This is a genomic window from Enterobacter cloacae complex sp. SHL022 (assembly GCF_049237785.1).
Lineage (GTDB): Bacteria > Pseudomonadota > Gammaproteobacteria > Enterobacterales > Enterobacteriaceae > Enterobacter > Enterobacter hormaechei_C.
In genome coordinates, this window is the sequence record NZ_JBMKJH010000007.1 from 235800 (window position 1) to 261329 (window position 25530).

Sequence of the window (25530 nt, forward strand, 5' to 3'; positions counted from 1 at the left end):
TTTTTTGCACTTTGCTGGTTGTCGCATAGACTCAGGGGCACAGCACAAAGGGTTAAATTGCGATGGCGACCACAGTGCGGGAGTTTGGAGCTATCCATTTTGGACGCGCCTCGCTATAACCCTGAGTTGCAGGTCAATGCCGTGCTACTAATGATGACTGAGTGATGATGAGAAATGTTCTGATTAAGCTGGCGACGTTCAGCGGGGTTGTTTTACTTTGCGGGTGTTCGAGCGTGATGTCGCACACCGGCGGTAAAGAAGGAACATATCCGGGGACGCGCGCCAGTGCCGCAATGATCTCTGATGATGAGACAAACTGGGGTACCAAATCTCTGGCGATTCTTGATATGCCGTTTACGGCGGTTGCCGATACGCTTTTGCTGCCGTGGGATATGTTCCGCACCGACAGCTCAGTGCGTTCGCGCGTTGAGAAAAGCGAGCAGGAGACGCTGGCAACCAACTCCGTCATCCCGCCCGCAGCGATGCCTCCACGCTAATTCTGTGCGGTTTCTGTTAGCCACAGCTGGCGGAAACCGTCCTTCGCTTCCATCCATGCAATAAATCGTCCGTCCGGGGAAAACACCACAGCGTCAGCAGACGGCGGATTGCCATGATCGGAGGTCAAAAACGTCACCTCACCGGTCTGCGCATCGCAGCAGGCAATGCGGCTTTCGAGCACAAACCCAAGTGTGCGGCCAGAAGGATGCCAGTTAAAAGCCGACTGGATATCACTTTCACTGTGGGTCAGCTGGCGCGGCTCGCCGCCCTCAGGGGAGATAAGCCACAGCTGCACAACGCCGTTATCGTCCCGCATTAAAAACGCAACCTGCGTCCCCTGTGGATTGCTGCGCACCCAGTGGCGCGGCACGTTCACCAGCCCCGGATACGCCTTCTGATGGGTGAAGGTAAGGCGGCGTTGCATGACGCCCGCAGGCGGCGCGGGCATTGTATCCGGCGTTCCCTGCAACGGCGCATCGCCCGCTCGTTTCCAGCCCTGCTCGTCTTTGGGAAGATCGACAATAAACAGTTCGGGCACTTTCTCGCCTTTCGCAGACACCGTATCGCCGATAAACGCCAGCCTGTCGTTGCCCACCCAGCCCTCTTCATAGGCGCGGTTTACCTCATCGCTGCCCGGTTTCGGGTTCGGCGTTGTCCGGCTTACCAGTACGCTCCAGAAGGTGCCGGCATATTCCCGCGGATGGTTCCCCTGTGGGTTTACTGGGCCAAAAGGCGCCGCCACCCCGACGTTACGCAAATCCAGCTGCGGATCGCGCGCGTGCAGCACATGGTCGTTATAGGTAAAGCTGACGAACTGCCCGTTCGGGCTAAAAACGTGAACGTGGGTGCCGCCACGCAGCGCACCTGCCGTGTAAGGCGCGGTGATATCCATCGCATCAAGATTGCTCACCTGACCATTGTGCGCAATCACCCCCTGACGATGGTGAAAATCATACTGCCAGTCTGCATCCGGGTTTTTCGGGCCGTGGATAAAAACATATTTGTCCTGCGCCGGATGAACGGTTACCACGCCAACATGCGCGCCGTCAGTCGCACGGTAGATCGCCTCAACCTCGCCCGTACTAACATTGACCCGCTCAATGGTTTCACCGGTAAACGACGCGCCGGACGGGCGGACATCATAGACAAGCCACTGGCTGTCTGGCGTCCAGGTGTTGATGTTGGTGAGCTGGTGGTTGCGGGAAGCGAAGGTGATTTGTTTCATGAAAATACCCTGATGCGCGGTTATCGCATCAGGGTAAAACATCCGAAGGGATTAGCCTACTCGTTTCACGTCGCCGACCAGCAGGATATAGGAGAGCGCCCCGATCAGCGCCACGGCAGAGATATACACCAGCGCCGGACCAAAGCCGTAGTCCTGCGCCAGGTAACCGATGACCAGCGGCACGGTGATCCCGCCCAGGCCGCCAACGAAGTTAAACACGCCGCCGGTCAGGCCAATCAGACGCATCGGCGCCAGCGACGACACCAGCGACCAGGTGATGGAGGCAAAACCGTTCCCGAAGAACGCTACCGCCATCAAGGTCATGATCCACACCGGATCGTTGGTGTAGTTCGCTCCCATGATGCAGGTAGAGATCAGCAGGCCGCAGATAATCGGCGTTTTACGCGCAACGCCCAGTGAGAAGCCTTTTTTCACCAGTTTGTCCGCCAGCCAGCCCGAGAGCAGGACGCCGAAAAACGCCGCAAGGAAGGGTACGGTGGTCATAAAGCCCGCCTTCAGCGCGGTAATCCCTTTTTCCTGGGTCAGATAGTTCGGGAACCAGGTGAGGAAGAACCACAGCGTGGAAGTCACCGCGAACTGGCCCAGATATACGCCCACCAGCTTACGGTGGAAGACCAGCTTCCAGTCCGCTCTGGTCAGCGGCTGGCGCGCCTCTTTTTTCACGGGCGCATCGCCGTCCACCAGGCCACCGCCGTCGCGGATGTAGTCCAGTTCGGCTTTGGTGATGCTTTTGGTCAGGCGCGGCGGCTGATAAACCTTAAACCAGATTAACGACCAGATAATGCCGATCCCGCCGGTGACGATGAACACCCAGTGCCAGCTCAGTAGCTCCTGGATCCAGATTAACAGCGGCGTCAGAAATGCCAGGCCAACAAACTGCCCGGAGGTGTAAAAACCAACAGCGGAAGCGCGTTCGTGTTCCGGGAACCAGCTGGTCACCATGCGGTTGTTGGTCGGAAACGCGGGCGCTTCAAACACCCCGGTGATGGCGCGCAGGCCAATCAGTGACATCAGCCCGGTGGCGAAGCCCTGGAACAGGGTCGCCACGGACCAGCCAAAAATAGCGATAAAGTAGGTCAGACGCGACCCCACGCGGTCAAGGAACCAGCCGCCCGGGATCTGGCAGAGCGTATACAGCCAGGCAAACGCCGAGAAGACGTAGCCCATTTCCGCTTTGGTGATGCCAAACTCTTCCTGAATATGAGCCGATGCCACGGCAAGGTTGGCGCGGTCGACATAACAGATGACCACGGTAATAAAGATCATGATCAGCGTCAGGTAACGACGACGCCCGGTTTTTGCAGCAGTAACTGGAATATCCATCACAATCTGTCTCCAGATTTTGGGCATAGCGAAGCCGCTCACCATGCCCTGTAATTTACAGAGGGTGTATTTGGTTTTTTTAATTAAAAACGTAAACGGAATACGCTAAATAATTCGTGCTGGGGGAAGGCGGCAAGTTTTCGCATCCCCGGGAGCATACAAAAGTATGTGACCGGGGTAAGAAAACGCAGCCAACGCATCACCAGCGCGAAGTATGACGCGCATTTACCACTCGGCTACGGAACCGTCTTCATGACGCCACAGTGGGTTACGCCAGTCCGGCGCACTTTTACTCAGCTCAATGACTTTGGCTTCGTCGATCTCCACGCCAAGGCCCGGCTTCGTTAACGGTTTAAAGAAACCGCCTTCCATGCTGAAGTCTTCCTTGTTTTTCACAAAGTCGAGCAGCTCCGCGCCCTTGTTATAGTGAATGCCCATGCTTTGTTCCTGGAACACCGCATTGCGCGAGACGAAGTCGACGTGCAGACAGGCCGCAAGCGCAATTGGCCCAAGCGGACAGTGCGGGGCCAGCGCCACATCGTAGGCTTCTGCCATTCCGGCAATTTTGTAGCATTCGGTGATGCCACCCGCGTGGGAGAGGTCCGGTTGCAGGATCGCAATGCCGCCCGCTTCCAGCACGCGTTTAAACTCGAAGCGCGAGAACATGCGTTCACCCGCCGCGATGGGAATGTGCGTCTGTTCAGCCAGTTTCGGATAGTATTCCGCCTGCTCGGCCAGCACCGGCTCTTCGATAAACAGCGGGCGATACGGCTCCAGCTCTTTAATCAGCACTTTGGCCATTGGCGCGCTGACGCGGCCGTGGAAATCCAGGCCAAACTCAATCTCGTTGCCGAAAGCCTCACGGATTTGCGCCACGGTATTCACCGCCCGGTCTACCGCGCGCGAGTTGTCGATAACGCCCATCTCTTCGCAGCCGTTGAGTTTGAAGGTGTCAAAACCGATGTTGCGCAGTTGCCGGATACCGTCGATCACTTCCGCAGGGCGGTCACCGCCCACCCAGCTGTAGGCTTTGATTTTGTCGCGCACCAGGCCGCCCATTAATTGCCAGACCGGGGCATTCAGCACTTTGCCTTTGATATCCCACAGCGCCTGATCAATACCGGCGATGGCGCTCATCAGGATCGGACCGCCACGGTAAAATCCCGCCCGGTACATGACCTGCCACAGGTCGTTGATGCGCGCCGGATCCTGGCCAATCAGGTATTCGCCCAGCTCGTGAACCGCGGCTTCAACGGTGCGCGCACGGCCTTCAATCACCGGCTCGCCCCAGCCAACCACGCCTTCGTCGGTTTCGATTTTCAGGAACATCCAACGCGGGGGTAAACGGTACGTGGTGAGTTTGATTATTTTCATTGCACTGCCTCTCGATACGCTTTCACAAATGCTGCCGCCTGCTGTGCGGTACGCTCAACGGGCTGTCCGGCACGATAGAGATCGCTGCCCAGCCCGGCGCCCACACAGCCCGCTTTTATCCACTGCACCAGGTTTTCCGGCGTGACGCCGCCCACGGCAAAGACCGGCACGCTGGCGGGTAAGACCGCTTTCAGCGCTTTGATGTAATCCGGACCAAAGGCCGACGACGGGAAAATTTTGAGAGACTGTGCGCCTGCATCGAGGGCGGCAAAGGCTTCTGTAGCCGTGGCGCAACCCGGGCAAACGGTCATGCCGTACTCCACCGCCCGGCGGATCACCTCGGGGTTGATATTCGGTGTGACGATAAGCTTGCAGCCCATCTTCGCCAGTTCATCCACCTGCTCCGGCTGTAATACGGTGCCAGCGCCAATCAGCGCCTTATCACCAAACGCCTTCACAATTGCCGGAATGCTTTTTTCCCACTCCGGGGAGTTGAGCGGGATTTCCACCGCGTCGAACCCGGCGTCGATCACCGCGCCAACGTGCGCTAAGGCCTCACCGGGCGTGATACCGCGCAAAATCGCGATCAGGGGAAGTTCAGTTTGCCACTGCATGAGCGATGCTCCTTATGCCTGCCTGAAATGCCGTGTCGCCTTCCACCGCAGCAACATCCCGTCCGATAGCGTGGAACGCCTGGCGGTAACGAGACGTCAGCGATGAACCCGCGACGAGCGTGATGGCCTGCTGCCCGGCGAACGCGTCGCTCAGAGTGGCGACCTCTGCGCCAATCAGCAGGCCGGACAGAAATTCGCTGACCTGTTCGCGCGGAAGATTTCCCAGCACGTGCGAGGCGCGAACCTCAAAAAGTTGCGGCAAAACGGCAGGGGATGCGATCCCGCGCTCAAGCCCGGCGGCAAACGCTTCCGGCGAAGGGGTCTGCTCCGGCAAACCGGCCCCCACCAGCGAATGCTTAAGCAGCAAGTGGTGCAATTCGCCGGTCATCACGGTGCGAAAGTCATGAATTTGCTCAGCATCCGCCTGGACCCATTTGCAGTGCGTCCCGGGCATGACGTAGACAGAAGAAGGAGAAAGCGTGCGCGCCCCGAGCAGTTGCGTCTCTTCACCGCGCATCACGTTATGGTTATCGTCGCGAGAGACGCATAAACCGGGGATAATCCAGACATTGTCGCCAACGGACGTTAACTGCTCGCCAACGGCAGTGAAATGCACCGGAACCGACAGATAAGGCGCAACCTTCCAGCCTACGTTACTGCCGACCATTCCGGCCATCACCACTGGCGTAGTACCGTCGCGCCAGTTTTGTGTCACCTCTGCTAACACCGCTGCTGGGGATTTACCGTTCAGGCGCGTCACACCTGCTTCTGATTGCCTGCTTTCCAGGCACTGCTCACCCTGGTAGAGCCAGGCGCGCAGATTGGTCGATCCCCAGTCAATTGCGATGTAGCGTGATGTCATGTGATTTCCTTCAACCTTCGTGTCGAGCTGGCGATCATGGTCAGCGCCGCCTGCTCTGCCGCATCGCCGTCCTGATGCCGTATCGCATCGAACAGCGCTTTATGTTCCTGAAGCGTTTTCGGCATGTTGGCCTCATCGCCCATCCAGGTACGTTCAAATACTGCTCGCTGTAGCGAGCTGATCGCCACGCTAAGCTGCTGTAACACCGGGTTATGCACCGACTGCAATACCGCCTCGTGGTAGCGAATGTCCGCCTCGTTGAACGCCTCCCGATTCTGGTTATTGGCGATCATGTCGTTTAAAGCCGACTCAATCTGTGCCAGGTCACCTGACGTTGCGCGCTCTGCCGCCCAGCGGGCAATGGCCGGTTCCACCAGATTTCGGACTTCGCTCATCGCGCCGATAAGCCGTGGGTCGTAGTCGTTTTCCAGTACCCATTGCAGAACATCGGTATCGAGGTAGTTCCACTGGTTACGCGGCGCCACAAACGCGCCGCGATAGCGCTTCATTTCAATCAGCCGCTTCGCCATCAGCGAGCGGAACACTTCCCGGATGATGTTGCGCGAGGTTTCAAACTCCTCGCACAGTTCCGCCTCTGCTGGCAGCGGCGAACCGGGAACGTATTTGCCACCCACAATCTGAGTGCCCAGCGTGATGACAATGCGATCGGTTTTATTGAGTGTCATGGAGAGTCCTTGTGCTCTGTAAGTCCATCACTACTTTACCGCGACCGCTGAATTTCGCCTCACTTTTGCAGTACAAACGTGAGGCCTTTCGTCTTTGCCGTGGTGACAATGTAGTACAATCAGTTAATGTTGTACTACAATCCAGATCACAAAAAGAACAATTCGATAAATTCAGGGCCAAAAAAAGCCCCGGTAGATAACCGAGGCTGATGATTACAGACAGCTGCTAGGAGAGGACAAATTTCTCGATCGCCCAGGCAACGCCGTCTTCCAGGTTAGATTTGGTCACGAAGTTCGCCACTTCTTTTACCGACGGGATGGCGTTATCCATCGCCACGCCCATGCCAGCATATTCGATCATCGCAATATCGTTTTCCTGGTCGCCCAGCGCCATGATCTCCTCAGGCTTGATGCCCAGCGCATCGGCAAGCGATTTGACGCCCGTGCCTTTATTGACGCGTTTATCGAGAATTTCGAGGAAGTACGGCGCACTTTTCAGTACGGTGTATTTCTCTTTTACCTCAGCCGGAATGCGTGAAATGGCTTTGTCGAGAACCGCAGGTTCATCAATCATCATCACTTTCAGGAACTGTGTCGCCGGATCCATTTTCTCCGCTTCACAGAACACCAGTGGAATGGTTGCAACGTAGGACTCGTGCACCGTGTAGTAGCTGATATCGCGGTTGGCGGTGTAAAGCGTATTGCGATCGAGCGCGTGGAAGTGAGAGCCCACGTCGCGGGAGAGTTTTTCCAGGAACCGGTAGTCATCATAGCTCAGTGCCGTTTGCGCCACCGTGCTGCCATCGGCTGCCTTTTGCACCAGCGCGCCGTTATAGGTGATGCAGTAATCGCCAGGCTGGTTCATGTGCAGCTCTTTCAGGTAACTGTGCACCCCGGCATACGGGCGTCCGGTGGTGAGCACCACATTCACGCCTTTTTCGCGTGCGGCGGCGATCGCATTTTTAACGACAGGAGAGATAGTGTGGTCTGGCAGCAGCAGCGTGCCGTCCATATCGATTGCAATGAGTTTGATGGCCATGGGGTCCCCGGGATAAATGAGTGCTACCTCATGCTAACGCGATTAAGCACACAAAAATAGAGCTACCTTGCGCAACAAAAAGCCCCTTTTACGTTTATTCCGGGAACGGGAACTCACTCGCGGGTGAGAACGATTTTGCCAAACGCACCGCGATCCAGATGCTCAAGCGCCTGTTCCAGCTCGTCAAAGCGGTAGCGATGCTCAATCACCGGTTTTAACTCCGTGACATCAACAGCACGGACAAAATCTTCCAGCGCCCGGCGGTGTCCAACCCCAATCCCCTGAATGACGGGGGATTTCAGCAACAGCTCGCTTGCAGGCAGAGAAATTTCTGTCCCGGCCAGCACGCCAATGACCGATATCCGCCCATGAACGGCAACGGCGCGCAGGGAATGTCTCAGGTTCTCCCCACCCACGGTTTCGATAATATGGTCGATGCCGCGATCCTGCGTCAGTGCCAGCGTATTTTCAGCCCAGTCGCCTTTCAGTCGGTTGATGCCCTGGCTGGCCCCCAGCTTTTTGGCCCGCGCCAGTTTTTCATCACTTCCCGAGGAGACAAACACCTCTGCGCCGTGCGCTTTTGCTATCTGCAAAGCGAATAGCGCCACACCGCCCGTCCCTTGTACCAGCACCGATTGCCCGGCGCGTAAATGACCGCGCTCCACCAGCGCGAACCATGCGGTAAGCCCCGCGCAAGGAAGCGTACTGGCCTCAGCGTCATCCAGGCTTTCCGGGGACGCCACCAGCGCGTTTTCACTCACAATCACATATTCGGCCAGCATGCCCTGGAAGTATCCACCGGACGTTTTATAGGGCAAATCGCGCGCGTCTGCCTGCGGCTTGCCGTCGATCCATTCCGGGAAGAAGGTTGAGATGACGCGTGCGCCGGGTTTGAAACGCGTAACGCCTTCACCGATGCTGTCCACCACGCCTGCCATGTCAGATGCTGGGGTAAACGGGAAGGAAAGCGGAATCGGCATCGTGCCTTCAATCACCATTTTATCCCGGTAGTTGAGCGCAACGGCATTAACCCGTACGCGGACCTCTCCCGGGCCTGGCTGTGGAACAGGCTCCTGAACGAGCCTGAGGCTTTCACGACCAAGGGCATCCATTGACCAGCGTTGCATTGTTGCTGTCATTTTTTTCTCCTGTCATCAGATGATTTTCAGTTCTGACAGTCTACCGTTGACTCAGCGTCACCAGTGGCGATAAGTTTTCCCTTCATTGATGACCAAATTGATACAATTCATCCATGACCGATACGCTGAAAGATATTCCCGTTTTCGTTGCCTCCGTTGAGGCAGGAAGTTTTGCCCAGGCCGCCGTCCGTCTGCATTTGTCGCGCTCGGCGGTAGGAAAAAGCATTGCTCGTCTTGAAGAGAGGCTGGGGGTTCGTCTGTTTCATCGGACCACCCGCAGCCAGAGGCTGACCGATAACGGCGCGCTTTTTTATGAACGCTGCCTGCGCGCGCTGGAAGAGATCCGTGGCGCTGAATCGCAGCTTGAAACCGGAAAACATCAGGTCAGCGGTCGGCTGCGTGTTGCCATGCCGGTGCTGTTTGGTCGCCAGTGTATCGCCCCGCTGCTAATAGAGCTGGCGCAGGAGCATCCCGGGCTTGAGCTTGAAATGTCCTTTAGCGACCGCATCGTGGATCTTGTGGAAGAAGGGTTTGATATGGCGGTGCGCAATGGCACCCTGGCTGACAGCGCCGTGCTGGTCGCCAGAAGGCTGGGAGTGCACCGAATGGTTCTGTGTGCCGCGCCGGATTATCTGATTAAGAATGGCCAGCCGCAAAGCGTTGATGATTTACGCCAGTATACGGCCATTAACTACACGCGTGCGGGCAGAGTCTTACCCTGGCAGCTGATGGATTACGATGGCACGTCGCGCACGTTTATTCCCCGCTCATCCCTCAATATGGATGATTTGCAGGCGATCTGCGACGCGGCGCTGGCCGGCCACGGTATTGCATGGTTACCCTGCTGGATGGTCATCAAAGAAATTCATCAGGGAAATCTTGTCCCGCTCTTTAAGCAGGCCCCGGATGTACGCTTCGACGTTCATGCCGTCTGGCAGCAGACGCCACACCTGCCGCTAAGGGTAAGAATTGCCATAGATATGCTGGTCAAACGTTTACCGGCAGTGATGTCGCTGGAGTTTCCTGCGTCCATAAAAAAGCCGCGCTAAAGCGCGGCCAGTTATGTTGTCGTAAAGCGACGATTAAATATCGATATTCGCCGCTTTCAGGGCGTTCTCTTCGATGAAGGCGCGACGTGGTTCAACCGCATCGCCCATCAGGGTCGTGAACAGCTGATCCGCTGCAATCGCGTCTTTAACGGTGACGCGCAGCATGCGACGGCTTTCCGGATCCATGGTGGTTTCCCACAGCTGATCCGGGTTCATTTCGCCTAGGCCTTTATAACGCTGAATAGAGAGGCCACGACGGGACTCTTTCACCAGCCACTCCAGCGCCTGTTCGAAGCTGGCTACCGGCTGACGACGTTCGCCACGTTCGATAAACGCGTCGTCTTCGATCAGACCACGCAGCTTCTCGCCGAGGGTGCAGATACGGCGGTATTCCGGACCGGTAACAAACTCGTGCTCCAGCGGGTAGTCGGTATCGACGCCGTGGGTACGCACGCGAACAATCGGCTCGAACTGCTGCTCAGCGTTCTGCTGAACGTCGAACTTCCACTGGCTGCCGTGCTGCTCTTTCTCGTTCAGCTCGCTCACCAGGGTGTTCACCCAGCGGGTGACGTTCTGCTCGTTGCTCAGATCGGCTTCGGTCAGGGTCGGCTGATAAATCAGCTCTTTCAGCAGCGCTTTCGGATAGCGACGCTCCATACGGCCAATCATTTTCTGCGTGGCGTTGAACTCGGAAACCAGACGCTCCAGCGGCTCACCGGCCAGCGCTGGCGCGCTGGAGTTTGCGTGCAGGGTCGCACCATCAAGGGCGATCGCGATTTGGTACTGATCCATCGCGTCGTCATCTTTAATGTACTGTTCCTGCTTGCCTTTTTTCACCTTGTACAGCGGTGGCTGCGCAATGTAGACGTGGCCGCGCTCAACGATTTCCGGCATCTGACGATAGAAGAAGGTCAACAGCAGCGTACGGATGTGCGAGCCGTCGACGTCCGCATCGGTCATGATGATGATGCTGTGATAACGCAGTTTGTCCGGGTTGTACTCGTCGCGACCAATGCCGCAGCCGAGCGCGGTGATGAGCGTCGCCACTTCCTGAGAAGAAAGCATCTTGTCGAAGCGCGCTTTCTCAACGTTGAGGATTTTACCCTTCAGCGGCAGAATCGCCTGGTTCTTGCGGTTACGGCCCTGCTTTGCAGAACCGCCCGCGGAGTCCCCTTCCACAAGGTACAGTTCAGACAGCGCCGGGTCGCGTTCCTGACAGTCAGCCAGTTTGCCCGGCAGGCCTGCCAGGTCCAGCGCGCCTTTACGACGGGTCATTTCACGCGCTTTACGCGCCGCTTCACGGGCACGCGCCGCATCGATAATTTTACCCACCACGATTTTCGCGTCGGACGGGTTTTCCAGCAGGTATTCGCTCAGCAGTTCGTTCATCTGCTGTTCAACCGCCGATTTCACCTCAGAAGAGACCAGCTTGTCTTTGGTCTGTGAGGAGAACTTCGGATCCGGCACCTTCACGGAGACCACGGCAATCAGGCCTTCACGGGCATCGTCACCGGTGGCGCTGACTTTCGCTTTTTTGCTGTAGCCTTCTTTGTCCATGTAAGCGTTCAGGGTACGAGTCATCGCCGCGCGGAAGCCCGCAAGGTGCGTACCGCCGTCGCGCTGTGGAATGTTGTTGGTGAAGCAGTAAATGTTTTCCTGGAAACCGTCGTTCCACTGCAAGGCCACTTCCACGCCGATACCGTCTTTTTCAGTAGAGAAGTAGAAGATATTCGGGTGAATTGGCGTTTTGTTCTTGTTCAGATACTCAACGAACGCCTTGATACCACCTTCGTAATGGAAGTGGTCTTCTTTGTTGTCGCGTTTGTCGCGCAGACGAATCGACACGCCGGAGTTCAGGAACGACAGTTCACGCAGGCGTTTCGCCAGAATGTCGTACTCGAATTCGGTGACGTTGGTGAAGGTTTCAAGGCTCGGCCAGAAACGCACCATGGTACCGGTTTTCTCGGTATCACCCGTGACGGCCAGCGGCGCTTCAGGCACGCCGTGCTGGTAGATCTGACGGTGAATTTTGCCTTCGCGCTGGATAACCAGCTCCAGCTTCTGCGACAGGGCGTTTACTACGGATACGCCTACGCCGTGCAGACCGCCGGAAACTTTATAGGAGTTATCATCGAACTTACCGCCTGCGTGCAGAACGGTCATGATGACTTCCGCCGCGGAGACGCCCTCTTCCGGGTGAATACCGGTTGGGATGCCACGACCGTCATCGGTAACGGACACGGAGTTGTCCGCATGGATCGTGACCACGATGTCTTTACAGTGACCCGCGAGCGCTTCGTCGATAGCGTTATCTACCACCTCGAATACCATGTGGTGCAGACCGGTGCCGTCATCCGTGTCGCCGATATACATACCCGGGCGCTTACGCACCGCATCCAGCCCTTTCAGGACTTTGATACTGGAGGAGTCATAAGAATTCGACATCAACGTTTCTCGCTCATTTCAACTTGGGTTAATCCGTTATTTTACCCTTTTCCACGGTAAACATCTTCGAATTTTCGTCCGACATGTCCATAACGTGTTCAGCGCTAATGGCGCTGACGAAAACCTGCGACTGCGTGGCTTTCAGGCGGCTGGCAAGCAGCCCGCGCCGCGCGTCGTCAAGTTCCGAGGCAAAATCATCTATCAGGTACAGGCAGCGTCGCCCACTTTCGCGGGTGAGGAACTCCCCCTGCGCCAGGCGCAGCGCACACATCAGGAGCTTCAGCTGCCCGCGCGACAGCGTGTCTTCCACCGGCGCACCGTCGGCACGAATGCGGAAATCCGCCTTGTGCGGGCCGTGCGCGGTGTAGGTCAACATGCGATCGCGCTCGAAGCTTCTCTCTAACACCTCGGCATAGTCCGTCTCTTTTTCCCAGCCACGCTGGAAAGAGAAGGTGAGAGAGAACTCGGGTAAAAACTGTTTGCAGGTGTCGGCCATGTCTTCGGCGATACCTGCGCTGTATTCGGCACGCCAGCGGCTGATTTGTTCCGCTAGAGGGATGAGTTCCATGTCCCACGGACGTAGCTGGGCGTAGCGCGTGACCTGGCGCAATGCGGCGTTACGCTGTTTAAGCAGACGCTTCAGGTTGCTCCAGGCGTTAAAGAAACCGGCTTCATTGTGAAAGCATCCCCAGTCGAGGAACGCTCTTCTGTATTTGGGGCCGCCGTTGAGTAAAGTAAACCCCTCGGGCGTAATCAGCTGCATCGGCATCAGCAGCGCCAGCTCCGCCACCTTGTGGCCATCGGTGCCGTCGATGCGCACCTTGCTGTCACCCTGCTTATCTTTGGTCAGGCCGATGGCGGTCTCTCGCTCCTCTCCCTGCAAACGCCCGTGCAGAACAAAAGAATCCTGCTCGTGGCGAATCACGCGACCAATCTGCAAACTGCGAAACGCCCGGCCGTGGCCGAGCGTATAGATGGCTTCCAGCACGCTGGTTTTGCCGCTGCCGTTCGCGCCAACCAGGAAGTTAAAGCCAGGGGATAAAGCGAGATCCGCGCTTTCGATATTGCGAAAGTCGCGGATCAACAGACGGGTGAGCGACATTACAGTCTCATTGGCATAACAACATAAGCAGCCGACTGTGATGCGGCATCTTCAATCTGTACGCTCGAAACGGAGTCAGTCAGCAGGATGCGAACGTTCTCGCATTTCAGTGCATTCAGCACATCCAGCACGTAGCTGACGTTGAAGCCGATTTCCATCTCAGCCCCGGCGTAGGTGACGTCCAGAATCTCTTCTGCCTCTTCCTGCTCCGGGTTGTTGGCGGTGATTTTGATCTGGTTTTCACTCACGTACAGACGTACGCCGCGGAATTTCTCGTTCGAGAGAATAGCGGCACGCGCAAACGCCTGCTTGAGGATGTCGCAACCCGCCTCCAGCGTTTTGTCCGGATTCTTCGGCAATACGCGGCGATAATCCGGGAAACGACCGTCTACCAGCTTCGATGTGAAGACAAAATCGCCCACGTGGGCACGAATATTGTTGCTGCCAATCTGCACGCGCAGTGGGGTATCGCCGCCGTCGAGCATGCGCATCAGTTCAATTACGCCTTTACGCGGTACGATCACCGAATGGTTTGGCAGTGAATCGCCAATCGGCATGGAACAGACCGCCAGACGGTGACCGTCGGTCGCCACGGTACGCAGCTCTTCACCTTCGGTTTCGAACAGCATGCCGTTTAAGTAGTAACGAACGTCCTGATGCGCCATGGAGAACTGCGTGGCTTCAATCAGACGCTTCATCGTCGCCTGCGGCAGGGTAAATTCAACTTCGCTCTGCCAGTCATCCAGGTTCGGGAAGTCCGCAGCGGGCAGCGTGGAGAGGGAGAAACGGCTGCGGCCAGAGCGCACCAGCATGCGGTCGCCCTCCAGCTGCACGGCGATTTCAGCGCCTTCCGGCAGCCCGCGGCAAATATCAAAGAATTTACGTGCCGGAACCGTGGTCGCGCCCGCGTCGTGCGGCTGAGTCAGCGTAACGCGCGCGATCATTTCCATTTCCAGATCTGTGCCGGTCAGCGACAGCGTACCGTCCGCGACCTGAAGCAGCAGGTTTCCAAGAATAGGCAGCGTAGGGCGGCCGCCTAATGGGCCACTCACCTGTTGCAGCGGTTTTAATAAATGTTCACGTTCAACGGTAAATTTCATAGCGTCACGATGATAATGTTCTGATTAAATTGGAAAAATCTTCTTTTATGTCGTGGCTTTCTTCGCGTAGCTGCTCGATCTTGCGACAAGCGTGCAGCACGGTCGTATGGTCACGGCCACCAAACGCATCACCGATTTCCGGCAGGCTGTGGTTGGTGAGCTCTTTTGCCAGCGCCATCGCCATCTGACGCGGACGCGCCACCGAGCGGGAACGACGTTTAGACAGTAAATCTGCCACTTTGATCTTGTAGTACTCAGCCACCGTCTTCTGAATATTGTCGATAGTGACCAGTTTTTCCTGCAAAGCCAATAAATCGCGCAGTGCTTCACGCACAAAATCGATGGTGATCGCACGACCGGTGAAGTTGGCGTTAGCGATAACGCGGTTCAGCGCCCCTTCCAGCTCACGCACGTTGGAACGCAGGCGCTTGGCAATAAAGAACGCCACTTCACCCGGCAGGCGAATGTCGTTCTCGTCGGCTTTTTTCATCAGGATCGCGACGCGGGTTTCCAGCTCCGGCGGCTCGATCGCCACGGTCAGGCCCCAGCCGAAGCGGGATTTGAGACGATCTTCAACGCCGTTGATCTCTTTTGGATAACGATCCGAGGTCAGAATGATCTGCTGATTACCTTCCAGCAGGGCGTTAAAGGTATGGAAAAACTCTTCCTGCGATCGTTCTTTATTGGCAAAGAACTGAATGTCATCGATCAGCAGCGCATCAACGGAACGGTAGTAGCGTTTAAACTCTTCGATCGCATTGTTTTGCAGGGCTTTTACCATGTCCTGAACGAAGCGTTCGGAGTGCATATACACTACTTTGGCATTGGGCTTACGCGCCATAATGCCGTTGCCCACCGCATGCAACAGGTGCGTTTTACCGAGACCCGTGCCGCCATACAGGAACAGCGGGTTGTAAGCGCCACCGGGGTTATCGGCAACCTGGCGAGCCGCCGCGCGCGCCAGCTGGTTCGACTTACCTTCAACGAAGTTATCGAACGTGTGTTTCACGTTAACGTTAGAGCGGTAGGTAGGCTCAGCGGGGGCCGGAACGTTATCCCAGCCCTGACGAGCCGGTGCAACGCGAGGCGCTGGAGCGGGCGCCGCCTGTGCAGGGGCTGCCACATTGACAACTTCACGAACGGTTTGGGTGACCGGCTTTGTGCCCACTTCAAAACGCAGCTGTGGGGCATCTGACCCGCAGAAATCATTCAGCAGTCCATTGATGTTATTAAGGTATTTATCCCTTACCCAATCGAGCACGAAACGGTTTGGCGCATACAAAGCCAGCGTGTTATCGCTCAGTTCCGCCTGCAACGGGCGGATCCACATACTGAATTCTGTGGCTGGTAACTCATCCTGCAATCGGGCAAGACACTGCTGCCAAAGCGAAAGTGACACGGCGGACTCCACTCGAACAAAAAAAGAAAACTATTGAATATTCATGATTGTTGGCGCACATCGACATGACCCCATCAGGGTGATGTGCGAACCGCTATCTGCGGTTATACACGCTATCGTTGATACAGCCTGAACGATGTTGTGTTTATGCCCGACCAGGATCGCTGGATCCCGATCGGGACCGCGGATCATAGCCTAAACTTAGCCAGAGATCTTCTGTTTCTCACAGATTCTTCCCGATTTATCCACAGGAAGATCCGGAATCGGGTAAGTGTAAACGATCCTGACGCGAGTGCCTCGCGATTTAGGCCGCATATTGGAAAATTTAATGAGCACAGACAATTTTTGGCTTAAATGATCTAACGAAGATCCGGGACGATCCTTGCGCTTTGTTGGCGAGCCCGTATAATCCTCGACCCGGCGCGTGATGCTCATCTTCCTGCGTCGTCCGTTGCTCATTTTCCACGCGAAATCGTGCGGAAATACGCGGGAAATAAGGAAAGAGAATTGACTCCGGAGTGTACAATTATTACAATCCGGCCTCTTTAATCACCCACGCTGAGGCGTTAGTCGTTCGAATCTCGTTCGGGTATACGCAAAAGTCAGTGAATTTATTCAAGTTTAGGTAGAAATCGCCATGAAACGCACTTTTCAACCGTCTGTACTGAAGCGCAACCGTTCTCACGGCTTCCGTGCTCGTATGGCTACTAAAAATGGTCGTCAGGTTCTGGCACGTCGTCGTGCTAAAGGCCGCGCTCGTCTGACCGTTTCCAAGTAATAAAGCTAACCCCTGAGTGGTTAAGCTCGCATTTCCCAGGGAGTTACGTTTGTTAACTCCCACTCATTTCACTTTCGTCTTCCAGCAGCCACAACGGGCTGGCACGCCGCAAATCACCATCCTCGGCCGCCAAAATTCGCTGGGGCATCCCCGCATCGGTCTCACAGTCGCCAAGAAAAACGTTAAGCGTGCGCATGAACGCAACCGGATTAAACGTCTGACGCGTGAAAGTTTCCGTTTACGTCAGCACGAACTGCCTTCAATGGATTTCGTGGTGGTGGCGAAAAAAGGGGTTGCCGACCTCGATAACCGTGCTCTCTCGGAAGCGTTGGAAAAATTATGGCGCCGCCACTGTCGCCTGGCTCGCGGGTCCTGATAGCCCTCATTCGGGTCTATCAACGCCTGATTAGTCCGCTACTCGGGCCACACTGCCGTTTCACGCCAACATGCTCAAGCTACGGAATTGAGGCATTGCGCAGGTTTGGAGTGATAAAAGGCAGTTGGTTGACGGTGAAACGCGTATTAAAATGCCACCCTTTACACCCAGGTGGAGACGACCCCGTCCCTCCAGGACCTTTTGATACCAGAGAACACTAACGATGGATTCGCAACGCAATCTTCTTATCATCGCTTTGTTGTTCGTGTCTTTCATGATCTGGCAGGCATGGGAGCAGGATAAAAATCCTCAACCCCAGCAGCAGACCACGCAGACCACGACCACCGCAGCGGGTAGCGCCGCCGACCAGGGCGTACCGGCCAGTGGCCAGGGGAAACAGATTACGGTTAAGACCGATGTGCTTGAGCTGACTATCAACACCCGTGGTGGTGATGTTGAGCAGGCGCTGCTGTTGACCTACCCGAAAGAACTGAAGTCTACCGAACCGTTCCAGTTACTGGAAACCACGCCTGAATTTATCTACCAGGCGCAGAGCGGCCTGACCGGTCGTGATGGCCCGGATAATCCGGCTAACGGTGCGCGTCCACTGTATAACGTCGAGAATGACACGTTTGTACTGGCTGATGGTCAGAACGAACTGGTTATCCCGATGACCTACACCGACGCGGCAGGCAACACCTTCACCAAAACCTTCACCCTGAAACGCGGTGAGTATGCGGTGAACGTGGGCTACAGCGTACAGAACGCCGGTGCGAAACCGCTGGAAATCTCTACCTTTGGTCAGCTGAAGCAGTCCATCAATCTGCCGTCTCACCGTGATACCGGAAGCAGCAACTTTGCGCTGCATACCTTCCGTGGCGCGGCTTACTCCACGCCAGATACCAAGTACGAGAAATACAAATTCGACACCATTGCCGATAACGAAAACCTGAACGTCAGCTCTAAAGGCGGTTGGGTCGCAATGCTGCAACAGTATTTCGCGACGGCGTGGGTACCGAATAACGACGGTACGAACAACTTCTACACCGCGAACCTCGGCAACGGTATTGCAGCCATCGGCTACAAATCTCAGCCGGTTCTGGTGCAGCCGGGTCAAACCGGTAAACTGGCAAGCACCCTGTGGGTCGGCCCGGAAATCCAGGACAAAATGGCTGCCGTTGCGCCGCACCTGGATCTGACCGTGGATTACGGTTGGTTGTGGTTCATCTCTCAGCCGCTGTTTAAGCTGCTGAAGTTCATTCACAGCTTCCTGGGTAACTGGGGCTTCTCCATCATCGTTATCACCTTTATCGTTCGTGGCATCATGTACCCGCTGACTAAAGCGCAGTACACCTCCATGGCGAAGATGCGTATGCTACAGCCGAAGATTCAGGCTATGCGTGAGCGTCTGGGCGATGACAAACAGCGTCAGAGCCAGGAGATGATGGCCCTGTATAAAGCAGAGAAAGTGAACCCACTGGGTGGTTGCTTCCCGCTGCTGATTCAGATGCCAATCTTCCTTGCGCTGTACTACATGCTGATGGGTTCCGTTGAGCTGCGCCACGCGCCGTTCGCCCTGTGGATCCATGACCTGTCCGCACAGGACCCGTACTACATCCTGCCGATCCTGATGGGCGTGACGATGTTCTTCATTCAGAAGATGTCTCCGACCACCGTGACCGACCCGATGCAGCAGAAGATCATGACCTTTATGCCGGTCATCTTCACCGTGTTCTTCCTGTGGTTCCCGTCAGGTCTGGTGCTGTACTATATCGTCAGCAACCTGGTGACCATCATCCAGCAGCAGCTGATTTACCGTGGTCTGGAAAAACGTGGCCTGCATAGCCGCGAAAAGAAAAAGTCCTGATTCGGTAACTTAACGCTAAAATAAGGGCGGTCGATTGACCGCCTTTTTTATTTGTATTGAACGAGAGCAACCATGAGCCATAACGACACTATCGTCGCCCAGGCAACCCCACCGGGACGCGGTGGTGTAGGCATTCTGCGTATCTCCGGCCTGAAGGCGCGTGAGGTGGCCGAAGCGGTGCTGGGTAAACTGCCAAAGCCGCGCTACGCTGATTATCTGCCGTTTAAAGATGCTGACGGCACACCGCTGGACCAGGGCATCGCGCTGTGGTTCCCCGGCCCAAACTCCTTTACCGGCGAAGATGTGCTGGAACTTCAGGGCCACGGCGGCCCGGTGATCCTCGACCTGCTGTTAAAACGTATTCTGACCCTGCCTGGCCTGCGCATTGCGAAGCCGGGTGAGTTCTCCGAGCGTGCTTTCCTCAACGATAAGCTCGACCTGGCGCAGGCCGAGGCGATTGCTGATCTGATCGACGCCAGCTCCGAACAGGCGGCCCGCTCCGCGCTGAACTCGTTGCAGGGCGCGTTTTCCGCACGCGTGAATCACCTTGTGGAAGCACTTACTCACCTGCGAATCTATGTCGAAGCGGCTATCGACTTCCCGGACGAGGAGATCGACTTCCTCTCAGACGGTAAAATTGAAGCTCAGCTCAACCAGGTGATGAACGATCTCGATGCCGTCCGCGCCGAAGCGCGCCAGGGCAGCCTGCTGCGTGAAGGCATGAAGGTGGTCATTGCCGGACGCCCCAACGCCGGGAAATCGAGCCTGCTGAACGCCCTGGCGGGCCGTGAAGCGGCGATCGTCACCGACATAGCCGGCACCACCCGCGACGTGCTGCGCGAGCATATCCACATCGACGGAATGCCGCTGCACATCATCGACACCGCTGGCCTGCGCGATGCGAGCGATGAAGTCGAGCGTATCGGTATCGAACGCGCCTGGCAGGAGATCGAGCAGGCCGACCGCGTGCTGTTTATGGTGGACGGCACCACAACCGACGCCGTTGACCCGGCTGAAATCTGGCCAGACTTTATCGCCCGTCTCCCGGCTAAACTGCCGATCACCGTGGTGCGCAATAAGGCCGACGTGACCGGCGAAACGCTGGGCATCAGCGATGTGAATGGTCACTCACTTATTCGCCTGTCGGCCCGTACCGGTGAAGGCGTGGAAGCCCTGCGTAGCCATCTCAAACAGAGCATGGGGTTCGACACCAGCATGGAGGGTGGCTTCCTGGCGCGTCGTCGTCACTTGCAGGCGCTGGAAGAGGCGGCTCGCCACCTTGAGCAGGGTAAAGCCCAGCTGATCGGCGCGTGGGCCGGTGAACTGCTGGCGGAAGAGCTGCGTCTGGCGCAACAGAATCTGAGCGAGATCACCGGGGAGTTTACGTCGGACGATCTGCTTGGACGGATTTTCTCGAGCTTCTGCATTGGTAAGTAATTCACGTTAATACAGGGTGATTTCCTCCAGGGAAATCACCATTGTCCAAATGGCAACTCGCCTAATCCCCTTTCACCCCCTATCCTGCATGCCTGCATCTATGGGGGGTTTATGGCGCGTTTTCTGTTTTGTAGTTTCGCATTAGTTCTGCTTTATCCGTCCGGCATTGATATGTATCTGGTGGGGCTACCGCATATTGCCCGCGATCTGGGTGCCAGCGAGGCGCAACTGCACATCGCGTTTTCGGCCTACCTCGCGGGAATGGCGTCGTCGATGGTATTTGCCGGGAAAATCGCGGATAAAGCAGGCCGCCAGCCCGTCGCGATTACGGGTGCAGTTATCTTTGCGCTGGCATCAGTACTCTGTTCAGTGGCTCAGGAAAGCACAATGTTCCTGTCAGGACGTTTTATCCAGGGCATTGGCGCAGGCGGCTGTTACGTGGTGGCCTTTGCCATTCTGCGCGATACCTTGAGCGCCCAGCGCCGCGCCAAGGTGCTGTCGATGCTTAACGGCATTACCTGCATCATCCCGGTGCTGGCACCGGTTGTAGGCTACCTGATTATGCTTAAATTTCCGTGGCAGAGTCTTTTCTGGACCATGGCAGCCATGGGCGCCATCGTCTTTATCCTGTCCGTGACGGTGCTGAAAGAGACCCATCCCGGTTCGCAACAGCCATATCACACCGCAACCCTCCATCCGGCTGAAAAGCTGGTGAATCGCTTTTTCCTGAGTCGGCTGGCAATCACCACGCTTAGCGTGGCGGTGATCCTCACCTATGTAAACGTTTCCCCGGTGTTGCTGATGGAGACGATGGGCTTCGATCGCGGTGAGTATTCGACGGTGATGGCGCTAACCGCGATGGTGAGCATGGCGGTTTCATTCTCAACGCCCTTTGCGCTCAACATCTTCCGCCAGCGCACGCTGATGCTCACCTCACAGACGCTGTTTCTCGCCGCAGGCGTGATCCTGGCGACCGCCACCTCACACGCTGTAATGCTGGTGGGCATTACTCTGATCTGCGCCGGATTCTCCGTCGGCTTTGGTGTGGCGATGAGTCAGGCGCTTGGCCCCTTCTCGCTGCGGGCAGGCGTGGCCAGCTCGGTGCTGGGCATTGCGCAGGTCTGCGGTTCTTCGCTATGGATTTGGCTGGCGGCGGTGATCGGCCTTAACGCGCTGAATATGCTGATCGGGGTTCTGATTGGCTGTAGCATACTCTGCATTACCTTACTTATGGTCATCCAGCCCGCGGCGCACTATGAAGAAGCCCATCAGCAGTCTCGATCTTAATCTTTTACTTTGCCTGCAACTTTTGTTGCAGGAGCGCAGCGTCACCAAAGCCGCGAAGCGGATGAACGTGACGCCGTCCGCGGTGAGTAAATCGCTGGCGAAGCTGCGCGACTGGTTCGACGATCCGCTGTTTGTGAAAACGCCTTTAGGGCTACTGCCCACGCCTCTGACGGTGAGTCTGGAACAGGATTTGGCCGACTGGATGCAGATTGGCAATCAGATCCTCGATAAATTCCACCATAGCTCTCCAGGCGGGCTTAAGTTTGTGCTCGCCGCCGAAACACCGCTGATGCTGATCCGCTTTAATACCCTGCTGGAGCAGGTGAACGAGCGCTACCCACAGGCGACGGTGAAGCTGCGGCAATGGGATTACGATTCGCTGGACGCCATTACGCGCGGAGAAGTGGATCTGGGCTTCACCGGGCGTGAAACGCACCCTCGCTCGCGCGAACTGCTAAAGCTGATGCCGTGGTTTATCGACTACGAAATCCTGTTCAGTGACCGTCCGTGCGTGTATTTGCGCGAGGATCATCCCGCGCTCCAGGAAGCGTGGGATCTGGAGACGTTTCTGCGCTACCCGCATATCAGCATCTTCTGGGAACGCAGTGACACCTGGGCGCTCGACGAGGTGCTAAGGGAGATGGGCCGGGAGCGTAACATCGCCATGAGTTTGCCCGGTTTTGAACAGTCGATGTTTATGGCGGCCCAGCCGGATCACAACTACATAGCCACTGCGCCGCACTACTGCCATCACTACAATCAACTCCACCAGCGTAATCTGGTCTGTCTGCCCATTCCCATCGATGAGGCGCAGGCAGAAAAGCTCACCGTACCCTTCACGCTGATCTGGCATAAACGGAACAGCCATAATCCGAAAATCCTCTGGCTGCGTGAGACGATTAAAGCGCTGTATACCGCACCAGATCAGGTTTTTGCCTAAGATAATGTAAAGTTCGGTGCTCAGGCTTCTCTTATTTCCATTTACTGATTAAAACAGAAGCTAAGTTAAGCGATAATCATGTAACCGTTTAACCGACTACGACCATTATCAAGGAGCGAAAAATGGCTACGCACTTTGCACGAGGAACATTAACGGAAGGGCATCTCGTATCGGCCAGACTTTCTTCAGCCTGTCACAGTGAGGCGCTCAAACTACCTGAACACCGCAGGACGCGGTTTTTAGCTTCCAGAGCGCTCCTCGCAGAACTGCTTTTTATGCTCTACGGCACTAGCGAACTACCGGACATACTCACCCAGCCAGAAGGTCGCCCGGTTTTTGCGGACCCGGCACTCCCCCATTTTTCCATTGCGTACACCGGCAACATTGTTGGCGTCGCGCTGACGACTGAAGGTGATTGTGGCCTGGATATGGAGCTGCAACGCGTCACGCGTAGCTTCCATGGTGCTAACGCGCTCGATGAATACCCGCTCTCCAGCAATGAAAAGCTGTGGATACGTAACCAGAACGACCCTGTTGAAGCCAGAGCGCAGCTCATCACCCTTCGCCAGAGCATCCGCAAACTGAACGGCGCGGCGTCAGACGACGCCAGCCTGTTACAGCTGCTCCCCGGCTCCGGACGCCTGCGCGCGACAAAAGCCTCGCTGGTAGAGGCGCTCAGCGACGCTGAGGACGTACTGATCTGGTCCGTTGCGGTGAGCCCCGCCATCGAACGGCTGAAAATCTGGGAATTTGACAGTATTCGCGGTTGGCGTAGTCTTCCGGATGTCCCTGAGCGCGCCAACGAGCCCGCCGCGCGCCTGATGCGATTAACCAGTTTACCGGCAGAAAAAGCATACACCCATAGCTGATCCGTCCAGGGTCATCATGATGAAACAGGAGTAATCATGTCTGATACGTTGAAAGTTGTTACGTTACTGGGAAGCCTGCGCAAAGGTTCTTTTAACGGGATGGTTGCCCGTACGCTGCCGCAGCTGGCGCCTGCGGGAATGGAGATCAGTGCCCTGCCGTCCATTGGCGACATCCCGCTTTATGATGCTGACGTTCAGCAGGAAGAAGGGTTCCCGCAAAGCGTGGAAGCGATAGCCGAGCAGATCCGTCAGGCTGACGGCGTGGTGATTGTGACGCCTGAGTATAACTACTCGGTGCCGGGTGGTCTGAAGAACGCCATTGACTGGCTGTCCCGTTTACCGGAGCAGCCGCTGTCTGGTAAACCTGTGCTGATCCAGACCAGCTCAATGGGCGCCATTGGCGGCGCGCGCTGCCAGTATCACCTGCGTCAGATCCTGGTGTTCCTGGATGCGATGGTGATGAACAAGCCGGAATTTATGGGCGGCGTGATTCAGAACAAGGTCGACCCGCAGACGGGTGAAGTGGTGGATCAGAGTACGCGTGACCATCTCTCTGGCCAGCTGACCGCGTTTGGGGATTATATTAAGCGGGTGAAGGCGTAAGCCTTCACCCTAACCCTCTCCCACAGGGAGAGGGAACTTTGCCCGTAGGTCAGGTAAGCGAAGCGCCACCTGACACCACCAGCATTTTAGTGTGAATCAATAAACACAATCTTCAGCACAAACAGCAGCGCAACAATAATCACGCACGGGCTGAGTTCGCGGAAGCGGCCGGTACCGATCTTCATCACGCAGTAAGAGATAAAGCCCAGCGCGATACCTTCGGTGATCGAGAAGCTGAATGGCATCATCACCGCGGTAATAAACGCCGGAACGGCTTCCGTCAAATCTTCCCACTTCACGCGCGCCAGGCTTGAGGTCATCAGCACGCCGACGTAAATCAGCGCGCCGGCTGCCGCGTATGGTGGCACCATCCCCGCCAGCGGAGAGAGGAAGATCACTAGCAGGAACAGCAGACCCACAACTACCGCCGTCAGGCCAGTACGACCGCCCACGGACACACCGGAAGAGGATTCAATGTAAGCGGTAACAGACGAGGTGCCGATGAAAGAGCCAGCGACGGACGAGATGCTATCCACATACAGCGCCTGCTTCATGCGCGGGAATTTGCCTTTTTCATCCGCCAGACCCGCTTTGTCGGTCACGCCAATCAGCGTACCGGAGGAGTCAAACAGGTTGACCAGCATGAAGGAGAAAATCACCCCGGCCAGACCCAGGTTCAGCGAGCCCGCCAGATCAACGTGGCCAATCACGGTAGAGACGCTTGGTGGCGCAGAGACGATACCGTTGTAATGTACGTCACCCAGCATCCAGCCCAGCAGCGTGGTCACAATGATAGAGACCAGCACCGCAGCATGGATGTTGCGCGACGCCAGGATCGCGATGATAAAGAAGCCCAGCACGCCCAGCAGCACGCTGTGAGAGGTCAGGTTACCAATGCTCACCAGCGTTTCCGGGTTCGCCACGATAACGCCAGCGTTTTTCAGCCCCATCATGCCGATAAACAGACCGATACCGCTGGTGATACCCACGCGCAGGCTCACGGGAATGTTCGCAATCATCCAGTAGCGCACGCGGAAGATGGTCAGCAGCAGCAGGCCGACCGCGCCCCAGAAAATAGCGCCCATCCCGACCTGCCACGGCAGGCCCATCGCCTGAACCACCACGAACGCAAAGAACGCATTCAGACCCATTGCCGGGGCCAGCGCCACGGGCAGATTAGCGAAAACGCCCATCAGGATGCTGCCAAGCGCCGCGATCAGACAGGTGGTCACGAAGACGGCGCTGGTGTCCATGCCAGCCACGCCCAGAATTTGCGGGTTAACGAAAACGATATAGACCATCGTCAGGAAGGTAGTAAAACCGGCGATCACTTCGGTGCGTGCCGTTGTGCCGTGCTCGCGCAGTTTGAACACGCGCTCAAGCAGCCCCTGACCAGACGTCTGGGTAGTGTGTTGTTGACTCATCATCAATTTCCGAACAAGGAGGGAAAATTCGTCGCTATCCTATACCAAAATGCGACAATAGTGGCGGTTACGG

At 56.4% G+C, this 25530-nt stretch carries 24 protein-coding genes and 1 pseudogene; 12 read left to right on the plus strand and 13 right to left on the minus strand.

What is annotated here, in order from left to right:
* Positions 1-164 precede the first annotated feature (164 nt).
* Positions 165-497 (plus strand): YceK/YidQ family lipoprotein, encoded by a 333-nt coding sequence (locus ACOTZD_RS16155; protein WP_003861096.1) that lies wholly within the window; start codon positions 165-167, stop codon positions 495-497.
* Here ACOTZD_RS16155 and ACOTZD_RS16160 read toward each other — a convergent pair.
* The 8 genes from ACOTZD_RS16160 to ACOTZD_RS16195 all read right to left on the minus strand — a co-directional run bounded on the left by ACOTZD_RS16160 (position 494) and on the right by ACOTZD_RS16195 (position 8781).
* The gene (locus ACOTZD_RS16160) at positions 494-1723 is read right to left on the minus strand and encodes a DUF3748 domain-containing protein (protein WP_072199889.1); all 1230 of its coding nucleotides are present in this window, start codon (positions 1721-1723) and stop codon (positions 494-496) included. The genes ACOTZD_RS16155 and ACOTZD_RS16160 overlap by 4 nt on opposite strands.
* Before the next feature lie 51 nt (positions 1724-1774).
* A complete protein-coding gene (locus tag ACOTZD_RS16165; protein ID WP_162270443.1) occupies positions 1775-3112 on the minus strand; it encodes an MFS transporter in 1338 nt (445 codons plus the stop codon).
* 180 nt (positions 3113-3292) lie between these two features.
* Positions 3293-4441, minus strand: coding sequence for a galactonate dehydratase (dgoD, locus tag ACOTZD_RS16170; protein ID WP_174402163.1), 1149 nt, complete (start codon positions 4439-4441; stop codon positions 3293-3295).
* Positions 4438-5055, minus strand: a complete 618-nt coding sequence (locus tag ACOTZD_RS16175) for a 2-dehydro-3-deoxy-6-phosphogalactonate aldolase (RefSeq protein WP_003861105.1) — start codon at positions 5053-5055, stop codon at positions 4438-4440. The genes dgoD and ACOTZD_RS16175 overlap by 4 nt, the downstream gene beginning before the upstream one ends.
* A complete protein-coding gene (locus tag ACOTZD_RS16180) occupies positions 5039-5917 on the minus strand; it encodes a 2-dehydro-3-deoxygalactonokinase (RefSeq protein ID WP_003861107.1) in 879 nt (292 codons plus the stop codon). The genes ACOTZD_RS16175 and ACOTZD_RS16180 overlap by 17 nt, the downstream gene beginning before the upstream one ends.
* Positions 5914-6603: a D-galactonate utilization transcriptional regulator DgoR gene (dgoR, locus tag ACOTZD_RS16185; protein ID WP_003861109.1), complete on the minus strand. Its 690-nt coding sequence runs from the start codon at positions 6601-6603 to the stop codon at positions 5914-5916. Before dgoR ends, ACOTZD_RS16180 begins: the two co-directional genes overlap by 4 nt.
* 226 nt (positions 6604-6829) lie before the next feature.
* Entirely contained in the window at positions 6830-7642 is an 813-nt protein-coding gene (gene yidA / locus ACOTZD_RS16190; protein ID WP_421636338.1) for a sugar-phosphatase, read from the minus strand.
* Between the two features lie 113 nt (positions 7643-7755).
* Positions 7756-8781: a zinc-dependent alcohol dehydrogenase family protein gene (locus ACOTZD_RS16195; protein WP_023323911.1), complete on the minus strand. Its 1026-nt coding sequence runs from the start codon at positions 8779-8781 to the stop codon at positions 7756-7758.
* 113 nt (positions 8782-8894) lie between these two features.
* Between ACOTZD_RS16195 and ACOTZD_RS16200 the strand changes: the two genes are divergently transcribed.
* Complete coding sequence (locus tag ACOTZD_RS16200; RefSeq protein ID WP_003861115.1) at positions 8895-9830, plus strand: LysR family transcriptional regulator; 936 nt, start codon at positions 8895-8897, stop codon at positions 9828-9830.
* A gap of 33 nt (positions 9831-9863) precedes the next feature.
* Here the strand turns inward: ACOTZD_RS16200 and gyrB are convergent, their stop codons facing one another.
* Genes gyrB through dnaA form a run of 4 tightly spaced genes read right to left on the minus strand, consistent with a single transcriptional unit; the run spans position 9864 to position 15876 of the window.
* Positions 9864-12275: a DNA topoisomerase (ATP-hydrolyzing) subunit B gene (gene gyrB, locus ACOTZD_RS16205; RefSeq protein ID WP_045336045.1), complete on the minus strand. Its 2412-nt coding sequence runs from the start codon at positions 12273-12275 to the stop codon at positions 9864-9866.
* 28 nt (positions 12276-12303) lie between these two features.
* On the minus strand, positions 12304-13377 hold the full coding sequence (gene recF / locus ACOTZD_RS16210) for a DNA replication/repair protein RecF (protein WP_003861121.1): 1074 nt from the start codon (positions 13375-13377) through the stop codon (positions 12304-12306).
* On the minus strand, positions 13377-14477 hold the full coding sequence (gene dnaN / locus ACOTZD_RS16215) for a DNA polymerase III subunit beta (RefSeq protein ID WP_003861122.1): 1101 nt from the start codon (positions 14475-14477) through the stop codon (positions 13377-13379). Before dnaN ends, recF begins: the two co-directional genes overlap by 1 nt.
* Positions 14478-14481: 4 nt before the next feature.
* A complete protein-coding gene (gene dnaA, locus ACOTZD_RS16220; RefSeq protein WP_003861124.1) occupies positions 14482-15876 on the minus strand; it encodes a chromosomal replication initiator protein DnaA in 1395 nt (464 codons plus the stop codon).
* Positions 15877-16234: 358 nt separating this feature from the next.
* Here dnaA and ACOTZD_RS16225 point away from each other — a divergent pair.
* From ACOTZD_RS16225 to ACOTZD_RS16270, 10 genes and pseudogenes are all read left to right on the plus strand, one after another.
* Positions 16235-16285 (plus strand): annotated as a pseudogene (locus tag ACOTZD_RS16225) (hypothetical protein); the annotation flags it as partial.
* Between the two features lie 228 nt (positions 16286-16513).
* On the plus strand, positions 16514-16654 hold the full coding sequence (gene rpmH, locus ACOTZD_RS16230) for a 50S ribosomal protein L34 (RefSeq protein ID WP_000831330.1): 141 nt from the start codon (positions 16514-16516) through the stop codon (positions 16652-16654).
* A 16-nt stretch (positions 16655-16670) separates the two neighbouring features.
* Positions 16671-17030: a ribonuclease P protein component gene (rnpA, locus tag ACOTZD_RS16235; protein WP_003861126.1), complete on the plus strand. Its 360-nt coding sequence runs from the start codon at positions 16671-16673 to the stop codon at positions 17028-17030.
* On the plus strand, positions 16994-17251 hold the full coding sequence (yidD, locus tag ACOTZD_RS16240; protein ID WP_001307474.1) for a membrane protein insertion efficiency factor YidD: 258 nt from the start codon (positions 16994-16996) through the stop codon (positions 17249-17251). The genes rnpA and yidD overlap by 37 nt, the downstream gene beginning before the upstream one ends.
* A gap of 2 nt (positions 17252-17253) precedes the next feature.
* Positions 17254-18897: a membrane protein insertase YidC gene (gene yidC / locus ACOTZD_RS16245; protein WP_003861138.1), complete on the plus strand. Its 1644-nt coding sequence runs from the start codon at positions 17254-17256 to the stop codon at positions 18895-18897.
* A 72-nt stretch (positions 18898-18969) separates the two neighbouring features.
* Positions 18970-20334 carry a tRNA uridine-5-carboxymethylaminomethyl(34) synthesis GTPase MnmE gene (mnmE, locus tag ACOTZD_RS16250; RefSeq protein WP_015570136.1) on the plus strand — a complete coding sequence of 455 codons (1365 nt, stop codon included), beginning with the start codon at positions 18970-18972 and terminating at the stop codon, positions 20332-20334.
* Between the two features lie 111 nt (positions 20335-20445).
* Positions 20446-21621, plus strand: coding sequence for an MFS transporter (locus tag ACOTZD_RS16255; RefSeq protein WP_003861141.1), 1176 nt, complete (start codon positions 20446-20448; stop codon positions 21619-21621).
* Positions 21590-22561 (plus strand): HTH-type transcriptional regulator YidZ, encoded by a 972-nt coding sequence (gene yidZ, locus ACOTZD_RS16260; RefSeq protein ID WP_022652106.1) that lies wholly within the window; start codon positions 21590-21592, stop codon positions 22559-22561. Before ACOTZD_RS16255 ends, yidZ begins: the two co-directional genes overlap by 32 nt.
* A 122-nt stretch (positions 22562-22683) precedes the next feature.
* Positions 22684-23430, plus strand: coding sequence for a 4'-phosphopantetheinyl transferase family protein (locus ACOTZD_RS16265; protein WP_003861145.1), 747 nt, complete (start codon positions 22684-22686; stop codon positions 23428-23430).
* A gap of 36 nt (positions 23431-23466) precedes the next feature.
* Complete coding sequence (locus ACOTZD_RS16270; RefSeq protein ID WP_003861147.1) at positions 23467-24033, plus strand: NADPH-dependent FMN reductase; 567 nt, start codon at positions 23467-23469, stop codon at positions 24031-24033.
* Between the two features lie 86 nt (positions 24034-24119).
* Here ACOTZD_RS16270 and adeP read toward each other — a convergent pair whose 3' ends face one another.
* Complete coding sequence (adeP, locus tag ACOTZD_RS16275) at positions 24120-25457, minus strand: adenine permease AdeP (protein WP_003861149.1); 1338 nt, start codon at positions 25455-25457, stop codon at positions 24120-24122.
* Positions 25458-25530 lie beyond the last annotated feature (73 nt).

What these genes read in the sequence shown, in the direction of transcription:
- ACOTZD_RS16175 (WP_003861105.1), bottom strand. Translation starts at nt 5,055, where the DNA reads ATGCAGTGGCAAACTGAACTTCCCCTGATCGCGATTTTGCGCGGTATC.
- ACOTZD_RS16265 (WP_003861145.1), top strand. Translation starts at nt 22,684, where the DNA reads ATGGCTACGCACTTTGCACGAGGAACATTAACGGAAGGGCATCTCGTA.
- ACOTZD_RS16270 (WP_003861147.1), top strand. Translation starts at nt 23,467, where the DNA reads ATGTCTGATACGTTGAAAGTTGTTACGTTACTGGGAAGCCTGCGCAAA.
- gyrB (WP_045336045.1), bottom strand. Translation starts at nt 12,275, where the DNA reads ATGTCGAATTCTTATGACTCCTCCAGTATCAAAGTCCTGAAAGGGCTG.
- dgoD (WP_174402163.1), bottom strand. Translation starts at nt 4,441, where the DNA reads ATGAAAATAATCAAACTCACCACGTACCGTTTACCCCCGCGTTGGATG.
- mnmE (WP_015570136.1), top strand. Translation starts at nt 18,970, where the DNA reads ATGAGCCATAACGACACTATCGTCGCCCAGGCAACCCCACCGGGACGC.
- rpmH (WP_000831330.1), top strand. Translation starts at nt 16,514, where the DNA reads ATGAAACGCACTTTTCAACCGTCTGTACTGAAGCGCAACCGTTCTCAC.
- ACOTZD_RS16200 (WP_003861115.1), top strand. Translation starts at nt 8,895, where the DNA reads ATGACCGATACGCTGAAAGATATTCCCGTTTTCGTTGCCTCCGTTGAG.
- dnaN (WP_003861122.1), bottom strand. Translation starts at nt 14,477, where the DNA reads ATGAAATTTACCGTTGAACGTGAACATTTATTAAAACCGCTGCAACAG.
- ACOTZD_RS16255 (WP_003861141.1), top strand. Translation starts at nt 20,446, where the DNA reads ATGGCGCGTTTTCTGTTTTGTAGTTTCGCATTAGTTCTGCTTTATCCG.
- ACOTZD_RS16155 (WP_003861096.1), top strand. Translation starts at nt 165, where the DNA reads ATGATGAGAAATGTTCTGATTAAGCTGGCGACGTTCAGCGGGGTTGTT.
- adeP (WP_003861149.1), bottom strand. Translation starts at nt 25,457, where the DNA reads ATGAGTCAACAACACACTACCCAGACGTCTGGTCAGGGGCTGCTTGAG.
- ACOTZD_RS16160 (WP_072199889.1), bottom strand. Translation starts at nt 1,723, where the DNA reads ATGAAACAAATCACCTTCGCTTCCCGCAACCACCAGCTCACCAACATC.
- yidZ (WP_022652106.1), top strand. Translation starts at nt 21,590, where the DNA reads ATGAAGAAGCCCATCAGCAGTCTCGATCTTAATCTTTTACTTTGCCTG.
- yidD (WP_001307474.1), top strand. Translation starts at nt 16,994, where the DNA reads ATGGCGCCGCCACTGTCGCCTGGCTCGCGGGTCCTGATAGCCCTCATT.
- ACOTZD_RS16165 (WP_162270443.1), bottom strand. Translation starts at nt 3,112, where the DNA reads ATGGTGAGCGGCTTCGCTATGCCCAAAATCTGGAGACAGATTGTGATG.
- recF (WP_003861121.1), bottom strand. Translation starts at nt 13,377, where the DNA reads ATGTCGCTCACCCGTCTGTTGATCCGCGACTTTCGCAATATCGAAAGC.
- ACOTZD_RS16180 (WP_003861107.1), bottom strand. Translation starts at nt 5,917, where the DNA reads ATGACATCACGCTACATCGCAATTGACTGGGGATCGACCAATCTGCGC.
- yidA (WP_421636338.1), bottom strand. Translation starts at nt 7,642, where the DNA reads ATGGCCATCAAACTCATTGCAATCGATATGGACGGCACGCTGCTGCTG.
- ACOTZD_RS16195 (WP_023323911.1), bottom strand. Translation starts at nt 8,781, where the DNA reads ATGACAGCAACAATGCAACGCTGGTCAATGGATGCCCTTGGTCGTGAA.
- dgoR (WP_003861109.1), bottom strand. Translation starts at nt 6,603, where the DNA reads ATGACACTCAATAAAACCGATCGCATTGTCATCACGCTGGGCACTCAG.
- yidC (WP_003861138.1), top strand. Translation starts at nt 17,254, where the DNA reads ATGGATTCGCAACGCAATCTTCTTATCATCGCTTTGTTGTTCGTGTCT.